The sequence below is a fragment of the Dermacoccus sp. UBA1591 genome (genome assembly GCF_002322065.1).
GTDB lineage: Bacteria > Actinomycetota > Actinomycetes > Actinomycetales > Dermatophilaceae > Dermacoccus > Dermacoccus nishinomiyaensis.
This window is the reverse complement of record NZ_DCNR01000003.1, coordinates 2,501-16,582: the sequence shown is the minus strand read 5'-3', so window position 1 is coordinate 16,582 and position 14,082 is coordinate 2,501. Positions and strand designations below refer to the sequence as shown.

Below are 14,082 nucleotides of genomic sequence, written 5' to 3'. Positions count from 1 at the left end.
GCCTGGCACCCGTTGCGGGGAGCGCTCAATTCTTGACGTCGGACTGAGCTCCCAGCGTCACCGAGACCTCCTGCTGGCGACCGTCGCGGATGATCGTCAGCTTGACGGCGCTGCCGACGGTACGCGAGCGCACCTGACCGACGAGCGCGTTGGGCGAGGTGACGGGTTCGCCGTCGATCGCGGTGATCGCGTCGTCCTTGCGCAGCCCCGCCTTGGCGGCGCCGCTGCCGGGGGCGACGGACGCGACCTTCGCCGCCGTCAGCGTCGCGTTGCCGCTCTTGACCTCCGTCGGCGACGTGCCGATGCCGAGCAGCGCGTGCTCGGCCTTGCCCTTGGCGATGAGCTGGCCCGAGATGTTCTTCACGACGTTGCTCGGGATGGCGAAGCCGATGCCGATGTTGCCGCTCTGGCCGCCCGAGGCGCCGTTCGACAGCGACGCGATCGAGGAGTTGATGCCGATCAGCTTGCCGCTGCCGTTGACGAGCGCGCCACCCGAGTTGCCCGGGTTGATCGCGGCGCTCGTCTGGATCGCGTTCGTCACGACGGTCGAGGTCGACGTCGAGGAGCTGTCGGAGTCGCTCTCGCTCGTCGTCACCGGCCGGTCGAGGGCGGAGACGATGCCCGTCGTCACGGTGCCGGCGAGGCCGAGGGGGTTGCCGACAGCCATGACGGGCTGACCGACGACGAGCTTGCTGTCGTCGGCCATCTCGACGGGGTGCAGGTCCGGGACGTCCTTGATGCGGATGACGGCGAGGTCGGTGGACGGGTCGGTGCCGACGACGCTCGCTGGGTAGGTGCGGTTGTTGTTGAGCGTGACGGTGACGGTCGCGTTCGACCCGGCGCCGCTGACGACGTGGTTGTTCGTCACGATGTTGCCGCTCTTGTCGAGCACGACGCCGGAGCCCTCGCCGCCGCTGGAGCCGGAGCTGACGTCGATCGAGACGACGCTCGGGTTGACCTTCGCGGCCGTCGCCGACCAGTTGATCGCGCCGGCGTCGGCGAAGTCGGCCGGATCGGCCTTGATGACCGTCGAGTTGCCGCCGCCCGAGACGGCGCCGGTGTCGTCGCGCTGGACGACGGCGTACGTCCCGGCGGACGCGAGGGCCGCCGCGAGGAGCGAGGCCGCACCGATCTGCGCGAGACCGCGCCCGCCGCGTCCCGAACGCCCGCCACCGGCAGGCTGCGAGCCGACGCCGTACGCCGCGCCCGGCTGCTCGTATCCCGGCTGTTGCTGGACAGGCTGCGCGTGGCTCGGCTGCCCGTACCCCGGCTGTGCCCAGGGCTGTTGATAACCGGGCTGAGGCCCGGACGTCGGCGCGGGGGCGGACGCCGGCATCGCACCGGCGGGCGGGGCGTCGAGGCGGGCCGGTTCGGAGCGGATCACCTGCGTGTCGTCAGGGCGTGGAGCCTGGCCCGGCAGCTGGTGACGGCGGGCGCCGTCCGGTCGCTCGTCGGGGTTCGGGGCGCTGTCGGGCGTCTCGGTCATGGCACTGCTCCTGGTCTCGGATCGGCGCTGACGCGGGCTGCGTCGGTCGATGCGCTGAGGGGGCCTCTCGGGTCACGAGAGTAGTCAGTCGAGGCTATTCGACGTCATCAGTCTCGTCGGCAACGTGATGCGAGCTGTGCTGCGCCTGTGAATCCGGCGCGGCGAGCGGCAGACTGACGACGAACGTCGCGCCCCCGCCGGGGGTTTCGCGCACGCTCACCTCACCGTCGTGGGCGGCGACGATCGCGGCGACGATCGACAGGCCGAGGCCGGTGCTGCCGCTCGCGCGGTTGCGGGCGACGTCGGCACGGTAGAAGCGTTCGAAGATGCGGCCACGCATGTCGGCGGGGATGCCGGGGCCGTGGTCGGCGACCTCGACGACGGCGCGCCCGTCGACCGCACCGACGCCTACCTCGATGGGTTCGGTGCCCGGAGCGTAGCGTTCGGCGTTGCTCACGAGGTTCGTCATCACCTGGCGCAGGCGCTGCTCGTCTGCGCTGATGATGACGGGGCCCAGGCCGCCGCCGAGCCCGTGCAGTGCGAAGCGGCGCTCGCCGTCCCCGCGGGCCTCTGCGTCGCTCACGGCGTCCGCGGCGATGACGGTGAGGTCGACGTCGTGGTGGCGTCGCGGCGTGCCGGGCGCGGTGGCCCCGATCGTCGCGGCGCGCTGCTCCGTCTCGAGGCGAGAGAGCAGGAGCAGGTCATCGACCATGGCGCTCATGCGTTTCGCCTCGTCCTCGATGCGGCGGAAGGCGGCGGCGACGTCGTCGGGGTCGCTCACCGCGCCCTGACGGTACAGCTCGGCGTAGCCGCGGACGGTGGCGAGGGGAGTGCGCAGCTCGTGCGAGGCGTCTGCGACGAAGGAGCGCATGCTCTCCTCGCTGCGGTCCTTGATCTCCATCGAGCGTTCGACCTGGCTGAGCATGACGTTGAGCGAGCGCGCAAGGCTCTCCATCTCGTCGGCGGAGTCGGGGTTGGGGACGCGGCGTGTCAGGTCGCCCGCGGCGATGGCGGCGGCGGTGTCCTCGATGGCTCGTAGTGGTCGCATCGCCCGCCGCACCGCCCACAGCGCCGCGAGCGTCGCGAACAGCAGTGCGATTGCGCTGACGCCGATGGTGAGCACCTGCATGCGTCGCACGACGGTGTCGACGTTCGCCATGCTGACGGCGACGGCGTACGGCTCGCCGGTGGTCTCGTCGATGCCTTCGACGACGCGCCACGACACGGTGCTCTCGCCCTGCGAATGGACGGTGTAGGGGTGCCCGCCGTGCGCGATGGCGCTGGCCTTCGTCACGTCGGGGAAGTCGGGGCGGGGCCCCGTGGCGGGGACGAAGTCGTTCGTCTCCTGCGCGCCGACGATGCGGACGGCGTACACGTTGACGGGCACGGCGCTCGTCACGCGCGCGTGCTCGGCCTGTTGCTGGATCGTCGAGGCGACGAGGGTGGGCGCGGCGGCGACGAGGTCGGCGTCCTCTCGTTGGACGAGGTAGCTCTGCAGCTGCCAGGACCCGGCAGTGCCGACGACGAACATCGCTGCGCCGAGCAGGCCGGCGAGCACGGCGACGATGCGGGCGCGCAGCGGCCAGCGGTGGACGCCGCGCCGCAGTCGCAGGTACTGCTGGCGCAGCGTGTAGCCGTCGGGGGAGACCAGGGGGATCGCCTACGTCAGCGCGGTTCGCGCAACACGTATCCGACGCCGCGCTTGGTGTGGATGAGCGGTTCGAGACCGTCGACGTCGATCTTGCGGCGCAGGTAGGAGATGTACGACTCGACGATGCCGGCCTCACCGCGGAAGTCGTAGTCCCACACGTGGTCGAGGATCTGGGCCTTGCTCACGACGCGACCGGCGTTGAGCATGAGGTAGCGCAGCAGCTTGAACTCGGTGGGGGAGACGTCGATGACGCGGCCCGCGCGGCGCACCTCGTGGCTGTCGTCGTCGAGCTCGAGGTCGCCGACGGTGACGGTGGGGCCGTCCGAGTCGTCGGCCTTCGTGCGGCGAAGGACGGCGCGGATGCGCGCGACGACCTCTTCGAGGCTGAACGGCTTCGTGATGTAGTCGTCGCCGCCGACGGTGAGGCCCTTGACGGTGTCGTCGACGGAGTCGCGCGCGGTGAGGAAGACGATCGGGAGTTCGCGTCCGCCCTCGCGCAGGCGGCTCGTGACGGCGAAGCCGTCCATGTCGGGAAGCATGACGTCGAGCACGGCGAGGTCGAACTCCCGCGTCGCGGCGAGGGTGAGCCCTTCGCTCCCGGTGCCGGCGACGGAGACGTCGAAACCAGCGAACTTCATGCTCGTGGCGAGCAGTTCGCGGATGTTGGTGTCGTCCTCGACGATGAGGATGCGTGCTTCGGGCGTGCTCATGCCTGTCATTCTCGCCCGCCCGACTGGACGTTCGCTGGAAGTCGGCTGGAGAAGGTGACCCCTACGATGGGACGGCACGCAGCGGCACGCACCCGATCCTGATGGAGAGAAGACACGTCATGGGGCTCAAGTTCTACGCCGATCGCGGTTCGCGCCGCACCCGTCAGATCGTGGCCGACGTGGCCCTCGCGCTGTGGTGCGTCCTCGCGATCTGGGCGGGCACCGTCGTCCACGACCGGGCGCTCGTGGCGCAGAGCGGCGCGCAGAAGCTCGAGCACGGCAGCTCCAGCCTGGCGCTCGACATGACGGACGCGGCAAATGCCGTCGCGAAGGTCCCGTTCGTCGGTTCCGAGGTGCGCACCCCGTTCGACAAGGCCGCCGGAACCGCGACGGACATGGCCGGCTCGGGGCACGACCTCGCGACGGGGCTGGGCCGCTTCGCCGTCCTGCTCGGGGTCCTGACGGCGGCGCTGCCGATCGTCCTCGCGCTCGTGCCGTGGCTGCTGACGCGCCTGCGCTACGCCGTCACCGCGGGGCGCCTCGCCCGCCTGCGTTCCATGCCGGGCGGACGCCGCTTGCTCGCGCTCGAAGCGCTGACAAGCGCCTCGCCCCGTGCGCTCGCCGCCATCGACGACGACGTCGCCCGCGCCTGGCAGGACGACGACCCCGACGCGACGCGCAAGCTCGCCGACCTCTCGCTCGCGACGTCCGGGCTGCGGCTCAGGGACGACGTGCTGGAGAACGGCGTGCGCGAGGAGGACGTGCTCGACGGCGGCGCGACCGACTCCGAAGAATGATCGAAAAGGAATATTCCGGACGGGGCAGGTGTTGACGAGACTGCCGTCAGCCATGTCGTCCTGAGGAGTCACCACGAGCCCCACCTTCGCCTCGTTGTCCATCCGCAACTATCGCCTCTACGCGAGCGGCGCGCTCGTGTCGAACGTCGGCACGTGGATCGGGCGCGTGACGCAGGACTGGGTCGTTCTCACCGAATTGACGCACCACGACGCCGCCGCGCTCGGCGCGATCACCGCGACGCAGTTCGCGCCCGTCGTCCTTCTCGCCCCGTTCGCCGGATCCCTCGCGGACGCCTACCCCAAGCGGCGTCTGCTCATGCTGAGCCAGAGCGCGCTCGCGGTGACGTCGCTCGTGCTCGCGGGGCTGCTGCTGACGGGCTCGGCGACGCTCGCGAGCGTCTTCGGCATCGCCCTCGTGCAGGGCATCGCGACGGCCCTCGACAACCCGACGCGTCAGGCGTTCGTCTCCGAACTCGTGCCCGAGGGGCACCTGACGAACGCCGTCGGTCTCAACTCGGCGTCGTTCAACGCGGCGCGCCTCATCGGCCCCGGCGTCGCGGGTCTGCTCATCGCGGGCATCGGCACAGGCTGGGCGATGGTGCTCAACGCGGCGTCGTTCGTCGCCGTCCTCGCCGCGCTGCTCGCGATGAATCCGCGAGAACTACGGCCGGCGCCCCGACGGCGTGGCCGCGGCGGGGTGCGCGAAGGTTTCGCCTACGTGAGTCGGCGGCGCGACCTGCAGCTCATCATGGGTCTCGTGTTCGTGCTCGGCACGTTCGGCATGAACTTCCAGATCACGACGGCGCTCATGGCGACGAGCGTCTTCCACGCCGACGCGCGCGCCTACGGCATCATCTCGTCGGTGATGGCGGTGGGGTCGCTGGCCGCGGCGCTGCTCGCGGCCCGGCGCAAGTCGCCGTCACTGCGGCTGCTGCTCGCGGCGCTCGCCGGGTTCACGGTGTTCTCCGCACTCGCCGCGATGGCGCCGAACGTGTGGCTGTTCGGCGCGTTCCTCGTGCCCGTCGGGTTGTGTGCGCTGACGGCGTTGACGACGGCGAACGCGAGCGTCCAGCTCTCCGTCGACCCGCAGCTGCGCGGGCGCGTCATGGCGCTCTACATGGCGATCCTCATGGGCGGCACGCCCGTCGGCGCGCCGCTCATCGGGTGGATCGGCAACACCTTCGGCGCCCGCGCGACGATCGCCGTCGGCAGCGTCGCGGTCGGCGTCGCGACGCTCGTCGCCGGCCTCGCCCTGATGCGGGTGCGGCACTACGCGGCGCGCGACGTCATCGCGATGCGGCCCACCCATCTCGCGGTGAGAGAATCGGCGACATGACCCCGAAGACCCGCCGACTCATCGTCATCATCGCCCTCGCCGCGTTCGTGCTCGTGCCGCTCGTGGCGCAGCTCGCGAACTGAGGCCCGGCCCTTCGGGTATGTGGCTCAGGGGCGCGAGCCGTCGCTGACGGCCTGCGCGCGGCGGCGACGCTGCAGCTGGTCGACCTCCTCGACGACGATCCGACGCAGTGCCCCCGGCGCGTCGGGATGCGAGGCGAGCCAGGCTTCTGCGGCTTCGGTGTTCGGCTGGGTGTCGAACAGGCCGCGCACGAGGCGTGAGGCGATGACCTGGCTGCGCTCGCGCCACCACGTCTCGAGGTGATCGAGGTAGCTGTCGGCGTACGCGCCGGCCAGCTCGACGCTCGCGGGGTGGGTGAACCCGGCGACGAGCGCGGCGACCTGCTCGTTCGTCAGCGACGCGTCGTCGACGCGCTGCCACGCGGCCTGCTTGGTGTCGTCGAGGCCGAGAGCTGCCGTCGCGCCGAGCGCCTGGGCTGCACCGCGCTGCGTCGTGTCGCGCGTGCGTTCATCTGCGAGGCGGGCGTCGACGTCGCGACGGGCGTCGTCGTCACGGGTGTGCGCCGCGAGTGAGGTGAGGACGCTCCAACGCTCGTCCTGGCCGGGCTCGAACGGGGTGTGCGCGTCGAGCAGGGCGCGCAGTTCATCGTCGACGCTCGGGGCGAGGGCCGCGACGAGGAGGGCCAGTCGGCGCCACACGCCCGGAAGATCGGTGCCCGTCGACGCGTCGGCCCGGTCGATCGCGACACGCCAGAACGCCTGCGCCCAGTCGGCGCGCGAGGCGGCGTCGGGCAGGTAGGACGTGATCGCGGCGATCGCGAACCGTCCCGCGCCGTCGACGATCGTCGCCGACGGTTCGGCCGCGAGCTGGGTCAGTGTGGCGCGCACGAACGTCTCGGCGGGCAGGCGCGCATCACGCGTGGCCTGCCACAGCTGCCCCCACGCCGTGGCGCGATGCGTCGCCGAGGCGAGGTGGCAGAGCTGCGTCGCGAACAGCTCGAGCGTCTCGGTGCTCGGCGCGATCTTCGCGTACGTCCAGTCCTCGTCGTCGACGAGGACGACCGCGCCACGCAATTCGCCCGGCAGCTCGAGCGTGTCGCTCTCGCCTTCGAGGTCGAGCCACGCCTCGCCGGTGGCGTGCCAGGCGGCGGCTTCGGAGGCGTCGGGCGCCTCGACGTCGAATGCGGTGGCGTGGAAGCGGTGCGGGCGCGTGCGGTCGCCGCGGCGCGTGATGACGCCGCCGGCCACCTCGAGCGTGTCGGGGCCCGACGTCTGCAGCCAGGCCTGCGCCCACGCCGTCATGTCGCGTCCGCTCGCCTCGCCGAGGGCGTCGAGGAAGTCGTCGAGGGTCGCGTTCGTGAAGGCGTGACGTTCGAAGTACAGCGCCGCGCCCTCGTAGAACGCGTCCTCACCGGCGTACGCGACGAGCTGGCGCAGCACGGAGGCGCCCTTCGCGTAGGTGATGCCGTCGAAGTTGGCGCGCGCGGCTTCGACGTCGGGGATGTCGGCGACGATGGGGTGCGTCGTCGGCAGCTGGTCGGCGGAGTACGCCCACGCCTTGCGGCCCAGCCCGAACGTGGCCCACGCGTCGTCGAACTCGGTGACTTCGGACGCGGCCTGCGCGCCGATGAAGTCGGCGAACGATTCCTTGAGCCACAGGTCGTCCCACCACGGCATCGTGACGAGGTCGCCGAACCACATGTGCGCCATCTCGTGCAGCAGCGTCGTGGCGAGCGCTTCGCGTTCGCTGCGGGTCGCGTCGCCGCGCTTGAGGTAGTTCTCGTTGAACGTGACGAGGCCCGGGTTCTCCATCGCGCCGATGTTGTACTCGGGCACGAAGATCTGGTCGTAGGTGCCCCAGGGGTAGCTGCAGCCGAACTTGCGCTCGCACCACGGCAGCCCGGCCTTCGTCCAGCGCAGCATGTCCGCGCTGGGCAGGCTCGCGCGCATCGCCGGGCGGCACATGATCGACAGCGGCACGCGGCGTCCGTCGCTCAGCGCCGCCTCGTCCTCGACCAGCGCGTATGGGCCCGCGATGACGCAGACGATGTACGTCGACTGCGGCATCGTCGGGGTGAACGTCGTGAGGGTGAGGTCGGTGGTGGTGTTGCCGTGCGTCTCGTCGCTCGCGGCGGCCGGTTCGGCGCTCTCGGGTGCGCCGTTGCTGCGCACGAGCCAGTGCGACGGGGCGGTGACGCTGATCGCGAAGTGTGTCTTGAGGTCGGGCTGGTCGAAGCAGGCGAAGACGCGGCGGGCGTCGGTCGGTTCGAAGTGGGTGAACAGGTACGTCTCGCCGTCCTGCGGGTCGCGGAAGCGGTGCAGGCCTTCGCCGGTGTGGCTGTAGTGGCACTCGGCGATGACGGTGACGACGTGCTCGCGCCCCGGCGTCAGGCCGCGGACGGTGACGAGAGAATCCTCGAAGCTCGTGGCGTTCGCGTCGAGTTCGACGCCGTCGAGCAGAACGCATGGGGCGGCATCGGCGACGAGGTCGATCGACACCGCACCTTCGGTGCAGGTGAGGCGCAGTGTCGACGTCGAGGTGAACGTCGCGGCCTCCGTCGGCGCGCCCGTCAGATCCAGGTGAATGGATTGGTCGCTCAATGTCACTGTGCGAGAACGGTGCTGGGCGGTTTCGCGAGTGAGGTTGTGAGCGAGGGGCACGCGGTGGGCCTTTCGTTGGAGCGGCCTGAGGTGACGGTGGCGTCAGAGCCGTTCGATGACGTGGTCGATGCAGTGGGTGAGCGCCGCCACATCGGTGGGTTCCACGGCAGGGTACATGCCGACGCGCAGCTGATTGCGTCCCAGCTTCCGGTAGGGCTCGACGTCGACGATGCCGTTGGCGCGCAGCGTCGCCGCGATCGCCGCCGCGTCGATGGCGTCGTCGAAGTCGATCGTGCCGACGACGAGGGAGCGGTGCGCCGGGTCAGTGACGAACGGTGTCGCGTGCGGGTGCGCGTCCGCCCACGTGTAGAGGGCCTTCGATGAGGCGCGGGTACGTTCGACGGCGAAGTCGAGGCCGCCGTTCGCGTTGAACCAGTCGAGTTGCGCCTTCATGAGGACGTACGTCGCGAGCGCCGGCGTGTTGTACGTCTGCGCCTGACGGCTGTTCGTGATGGCGGCGTCGAGGTCGAGGAACGGTGGGATCCAGCGGCCCGACGCCTTGATGCGCGCGACCCGCTCGATCGCGGCGGGGGACATGAACGCGAACCACAGGCCCCCGTCGCTCGCGAACGATTTCTGCGGCGCGAAGTAGTAGACGTCGCACTCGGTCAGGTCGACGGGCAGGCCGCCCGCGGCGGACGTGCCGTCGATGAGGACGAGCGTGTCGTCGTCGGTGTTTGCCGGGCGCGTGACGGGCGCCATCGCGCCTGTCGACGTCTCGTTGTGCGCCCACGCGTAAGTGTCGATGCCGGGCTTCGGCTGCGCCTCGGCGACGCTGCCCGCCGGGGCTTCGACAATGTCGGGCGCCTCGAGGAACGGCGCCGTCGCGGACGTCGCGAACTTGGCGGTGAACTCGCCGAAGACGAGGTTCTGCTGGCGGTGTTCGATCAGGCTGAACGCGGCCACGTCCCAGAACGCGTTCGACCCGCCGAGACCCATCACCGTCTCGTAGCCGTCAGGCAGGTCGTACATCTGCGCGAGGCCCTCTTGCACCTCGCGTACGAGGTTCTTCACCGGCGCCTGACGGTGTGACGTGCCGAGCAGCGGAGTTGCACCCTCGCCTGCAGCGGCGAGCGCTGCGAGTGCGTCGGGGCGGATCTTGCTCGGGCCGGCACCGAAGCGTCCGTCGCTCGGCTTGAGAGCGTCGGGGATGACGATGGCGGGGCTCTTCGCGTCATTGCTCTTCGCGTCAGTCACGTTGTCGACTCTAGGACGGGCGCTGCAGCCCGCGCCGCCCGTTTCGCATGGCGGGTACCGTTTCCGCAGGGCGGATCGTGGGCTGGGCGCGGCCGAAATGGCGAGTCGACGGGGCCGTCCCGCGCGGGCCCGTCCCGCGCGGGCCCGTCCCGCGCGGGCGCGGGGTTGCGCACCCGCTGGTGCTCGTCCTGACCAGACAGGCTGGCCGGGCGTGTTGATCATGACGGGCCAGTGCGCGACCGGTGGCGGCGCCCGTCGACGCGTCGGGAGGGTGTCAAAGGCGATACGCGCCCTCGTCCCGAGGTGCGCAGACCGAGCGCCCACGCTCCGACAGGTTGTGACCCGTCAGGTCATCACCTGCCCGACGTGCCCGGCAGAAAACGTCAGTGTGACCGCCAACCAAGCGCCAAGCCGTGCAGCCGCGAGAACCGTCACGGCGGAGGCGCCGAGAATCGTCGCTGAGTGCCTCCGGAACCGGGCCTGTCCGCTCGTCCCGACGCAGATTGCGCCCCGGCGCCCTGCGCAGCGGCCCGGGCGGGCAAGATGGGGGCATGACCGAGGTGCGCATGGATTACGACGGTGAAGGTCTCGACGAGTCGCAGTTGCCCGCGGCGCCGCTCGAGCTGATCGAGGCGTGGGTGCGCGAAGCACGCGAACGCCAGAATGCCCAAGGCGACGTGCCCGAGCCAGAGGCCATCAGCATCGCGACGGCCGACGCCGCCGGCGCGCCGCACGTGCGGACCGTCCTCATGCGCTACCTCGGGGCCGACGGCCCCGGTTTCTACACGAACCTCGAATCGGCCAAGGGCCGTGACATCGCCGAGAACGACCAGATCGCCGGGGCGCTCACGTGGCCGCTGATGTTTCGCGCGATCCGCTTCACCGGTAGCGCCGTCGAGCTGCCTCGTGACGTCGTGCGCGCCTACTTCGACTCGCGCCCGTATGGTTCGCGCGTCGGGGCGTGGGTGTCGAAGCAGTCGCGGCCGCTGACGAGCCGCGCCGAGCTCGAGACCGCCAACGCCGAGATGACGGCCCGTTACCCCGACACCGGCGGCGCCGACGACGTCCCCCTGCCCGACTTCTGGGGCGGCTACCGCATCAACTGCGACGAGATCGAGTTCTGGGCGGGGCGCCGTTCCCGGCTGCACGACCGCCTCGTCTACGTGCGCGTCGGCGACGGCGACCTCGACGACCCGTCAGCCTGGCGCATCGAACGTCGCTGGCCCTGAGCCGTCGACGTGTGCAAATCGCAGATGGGGACGCGATTCGCCGGGGTGGACGCCGTTCGCAGATGGGGCGAGATTCGCGAATGTGGACGAAAATCGCCGATGGATACGAGTGGGGCGTCGCCGGCATGGCGAGGCGGGGCGGCGACGCGTGGCAGTGATGCGTCTCGAGGCCGCCCGCGAATCTGCCGTCGCTGATTCGCCGGCCCGCAAAACCGGAGCGGACGGCGTCACCACCTAGCGTGGAGGTATGACTGACTCGTCCACGCCGACACCCCACGACCCGTCGACCGATCGTGCCCTGGCAGCACTCGACGCGCAGGACGAAGGAGCTACCGCGACGCTCGACTCCCAGGCTGACGCTGCCGCGATGACGTCGGCCGCGCGGGACGTGCAGGCTGATCGTGCTGCCACGTCCGGCGTCTCTCAGGTGGACGGGCGCGTCGAACCCTCGACGGCGACGCGGTTGTCGCGCGAGACGACGACGGCTCTCGACCGCATCGCCCTCGACGCTCAGCGCTCGGGTCGCGTGCCGGGCCTCGCCGCCGGGGTGGCGCGACGCGGGACGCTGCTGTGGCACAACGGTTTCGGGGCGGCGCACCTCGGCCAGAACGTCGGCGCGGAGCGCGTCGGGCAGACTGCGCCCGACGAGAACACGCGCTTCCAGATCGCGTCGAACACGAAGACGTTCGTGGCGGTGACGATCATGGCCCTGCGCGACGAGGGCAAGCTCGACATCGACGCTCCGGCCCGCGACATCATTGACACCATTACCGCCGATTCGCCGCTAGCGCGCATGACGCCGCGTCAGTTCATGTCGCACAGCTCCGGCATCCAGCGCGAGGCCGTCGGCGACGTGTTCGACACGCTCGTCATGCCGGGTCGCGACGAGTTCCTCGCGAGCCTCGCCCACAGCGAACGCGTCTTGCCCGCTCACACGCGTTTCCACTACTCGAACCTCGGGTACGCGCTGCTCGGCGAGATGATCAATCGTCTCGACGGTGGCGACTGGTTCGCTAGCGTGCAGCGTCGGCTCCTCGACCCACTCGGCATGACGTCGACAACTCTCGGCCACCCGGGCGGCGTCGACACCGATCCGCATGCTGCGGGCACCTATTTCGTGCCGCCGTACAGCGACGTCCCCGTCGACGAACCCGTCTTCGACTCGCGCGCCATCGCGCCGGCCGCGGGCATGGTCTCGAGTGTGCGCGACATGGCGCGTTGGGGAGGTTTCGTCGCGAACCCCGACCCCGCGATCCTCTCCGCCGACACGCTCGAGGAGATGTGTCAGCCGCAGATCGTCGCCGACGTCGATCGCTGGGGCGCCGCATGGGGTCTCGGGTTCATGCTGCTGCGCCGTGACGATCGCATCTGGGTCGGCCACACCGGCGGTTGGCCGGGCGCGATCACCGGCGTCTTCACGCACCGCGAGAGCGCGACGACGGGCGTCGCTCTCATGAACGCGACGCACACCCCCGATCCCGCGGCCCTCGCCACGGACCTCGCGAGCGCCGTCCAGGAGCGCGAACCCGAGCTGCCCGCAGCCTGGACGCCCGGGATCACCGTGCCCCCGGAGTTCGTCCCGCTGCTCGGGGTGTGGTTCTCGGAGGGGACGCAGTTCACGTTCGTCGTCGAGGGCGGCACGCTCAAGGCTCGCGTCGAGGGGTTGCCCGAGTGGAAGGCGCCGGCCGTCTTCGAGCGCGTCGACGAAGACCGCTACCGCACCGTCGCGGGTCGCGAGCGCGGCGAATGGCTCGTCATCACCCGCGACGCCGACGGTTCCGTCACCCAACTCAACTGGGCCACATACCGCTTCACGCGCGAGCCGGCCGCGTTCGGCGAATGGCTCTGACAGCGCGTTGCGAAGCTCACAGCATCTTCACAGCCCTGGCTTCCCGATTTAACTTTCAATGATGGGGGGAGCGGGTGTAGCGTCTCGTCACGAAGCGCGCCGCACTCCCTCCCCCCTGGCGGCTGCGCTTCACCCCGAGGCCGCAGCGCTCTTCGTGAGCGCGCGCCTCGGGTTCTTCTCTTTCGGCCCCCTTGCCTTCGCGGCTCGCCCGGCCTCACCCCTGCCGACGTCGCTCCCTTGACGAACATCGCTCTGACGAACACCTCCGAGGCACTGCCCGTCGCGCCTGCTCATTCCGGCGGTCCGCTCGAGGCGATCCGTTCGCGCGACTGATGCTCCGAGCCTCGCCCCACCGACGCCGGTATCGCGAGCACCCGTGCGCGGCGGCGCCGGAGGTGGCACTCTTGTCGTCGTGACTGACCTGATCGACACCACCGAGATGTATCTGCGCACCATCTATGACCTCGAAGAAGAGGGCATCCCCCCGTTGCGCGCCCGCATCGCGGAGCGCCTCGGCCACTCCGGGCCCACGGTGTCGCAGACGGTCGCGCGCATGGAGCGCGACGGTCTGCTCCACGTCGCGAACTCCCGGCGCATCGAACTGACACCCGAGGGGCGCCTGCTCGCGACTCGCGTCATGCGCAAGCATCGCCTCGCGGAGCGGTTGCTCGTCGACGTCATCGGCCTCGAGCTCGAGTACGTCCACGACGAGGCGTGCCGGTGGGAGCACGTCATGAGCGAGCGCGTCGAGCGCAAGATCCTCGAGCTCATCGTCGACAAGGGCCTGTCCCCGTACGGCAACCCGATTCCCGGGCTGGACGAGCTCGGCTGGGGCGAGGCGCCGGAGGGTTTCCGTGACGGCGTGCAGTCGCTCGTCGAGGTGGCCGGCAGCGAGTCGCTGCGCGTGGTGGTGCGCCGCATCGGCGAGCCCGCGCAAGCGGACGCCGAGTCTCTCGCGGTGCTGACGAGCGTCGGGCTGAGCCCCGGGGTGGCCCTCGACGTGCGTGCTGACGGCGACCGCGTCCACGCGGCCGTCGCCGATCGGCCTGACGACGCCGTGTCGCTGCCCGAGGACATCGCCTCGCACGTATTCGTGTCCGTGACGGGTCAGCAGGCCTGAGGTTGCATGTGATGTTCATCACGAGC

Annotated in this window: 10 protein-coding genes; 5 read left to right on the top strand and 5 right to left on the bottom strand. The window is 70.6% G+C overall.

What is annotated here, in order from left to right; translation table 11 throughout:
• Positions 1–25: 25 nt before the first annotated feature.
• The 3 genes from B2284_RS00380 to B2284_RS00370 all read right to left on the bottom strand — a co-directional run bounded on the left by B2284_RS00380 (position 26) and on the right by B2284_RS00370 (position 3,856).
• Positions 26–1,486 carry a S1C family serine protease gene (locus tag B2284_RS00380; RefSeq protein ID WP_235006210.1) on the bottom strand — a complete coding sequence of 487 codons (1,461 nt, stop codon included), beginning with the start codon at positions 1,484–1,486 and terminating at the stop codon, positions 26–28.
• Positions 1,487–1,580: 94 nt separating this feature from the next.
• Complete coding sequence (locus tag B2284_RS00375; RefSeq protein ID WP_074045651.1) at positions 1,581–3,044, bottom strand: sensor histidine kinase; 1,464 nt, start codon at positions 3,042–3,044, stop codon at positions 1,581–1,583.
• 107 nt (positions 3,045–3,151) lie between these two features.
• Positions 3,152–3,856, bottom strand: coding sequence for a response regulator transcription factor (locus B2284_RS00370; protein WP_074045650.1), 705 nt, complete (start codon positions 3,854–3,856; stop codon positions 3,152–3,154).
• 110 nt (positions 3,857–3,966) lie between these two features.
• Here B2284_RS00370 and B2284_RS00365 point away from each other — a divergent pair, with 110 nt between their 5' ends.
• Positions 3,967–4,644, top strand: a complete 678-nt coding sequence (locus B2284_RS00365) for a hypothetical protein (RefSeq protein ID WP_074045649.1) — start codon at positions 3,967–3,969, stop codon at positions 4,642–4,644.
• 94 nt (positions 4,645–4,738) lie between these two features.
• Positions 4,739–5,980: an MFS transporter gene (locus tag B2284_RS00360; protein WP_074045648.1), complete on the top strand. Its 1,242-nt coding sequence runs from the start codon at positions 4,739–4,741 to the stop codon at positions 5,978–5,980.
• Positions 5,981–6,087: 107 nt separating this feature from the next.
• Here B2284_RS00360 and pepN read toward each other — a convergent pair whose 3' ends face one another.
• Both pepN and serC read right to left on the bottom strand, forming a co-directional pair.
• Positions 6,088–8,661, bottom strand: coding sequence for an aminopeptidase N (gene pepN, locus B2284_RS00355; RefSeq protein WP_074045647.1), 2,574 nt, complete (start codon positions 8,659–8,661; stop codon positions 6,088–6,090).
• Positions 8,662–8,703: 42 nt separating this feature from the next.
• Positions 8,704–9,858 (bottom strand): phosphoserine transaminase, encoded by a 1,155-nt coding sequence (serC, locus tag B2284_RS00350; RefSeq protein WP_006944995.1) that lies wholly within the window; start codon positions 9,856–9,858, stop codon positions 8,704–8,706.
• A 551-nt stretch (positions 9,859–10,409) separates the two neighbouring features.
• Between serC and pdxH the strand changes: the two genes are divergently transcribed.
• The 3 genes from pdxH to B2284_RS00335 all read left to right on the top strand — a co-directional run bounded on the left by pdxH (position 10,410) and on the right by B2284_RS00335 (position 14,056).
• A complete protein-coding gene (pdxH, locus tag B2284_RS00345; RefSeq protein WP_038571517.1) occupies positions 10,410–11,087 on the top strand; it encodes a pyridoxamine 5'-phosphate oxidase in 678 nt (225 codons plus the stop codon).
• 247 nt (positions 11,088–11,334) lie between these two features.
• Complete coding sequence (locus B2284_RS00340; RefSeq protein ID WP_006944440.1) at positions 11,335–12,936, top strand: serine hydrolase domain-containing protein; 1,602 nt, start codon at positions 11,335–11,337, stop codon at positions 12,934–12,936.
• Positions 12,937–13,348: 412 nt separating this feature from the next.
• Positions 13,349–14,056, top strand: coding sequence for an iron-dependent transcriptional repressor DtxR (locus B2284_RS00335; RefSeq protein ID WP_040014453.1), 708 nt, complete (start codon positions 13,349–13,351; stop codon positions 14,054–14,056).
• Positions 14,057–14,082: the final 26 nt, after the last annotated feature.

Excerpts from the sequence above, each read along its gene's own strand:
- B2284_RS00380 (WP_235006210.1), bottom strand. The coding sequence starts at position 1,486 with ATGACCGAGACGCCCGACAGCGCCCCGAACCCCGACGAGCGACCGGAC.
- B2284_RS00370 (WP_074045650.1), bottom strand. The coding sequence starts at position 3,856 with ATGACAGGCATGAGCACGCCCGAAGCACGCATCCTCATCGTCGAGGAC.
- B2284_RS00365 (WP_074045649.1), top strand. The coding sequence starts at position 3,967 with ATGGGGCTCAAGTTCTACGCCGATCGCGGTTCGCGCCGCACCCGTCAG.
- pdxH (WP_038571517.1), top strand. The coding sequence starts at position 10,410 with ATGACCGAGGTGCGCATGGATTACGACGGTGAAGGTCTCGACGAGTCG.
- B2284_RS00340 (WP_006944440.1), top strand. The coding sequence starts at position 11,335 with ATGACTGACTCGTCCACGCCGACACCCCACGACCCGTCGACCGATCGT.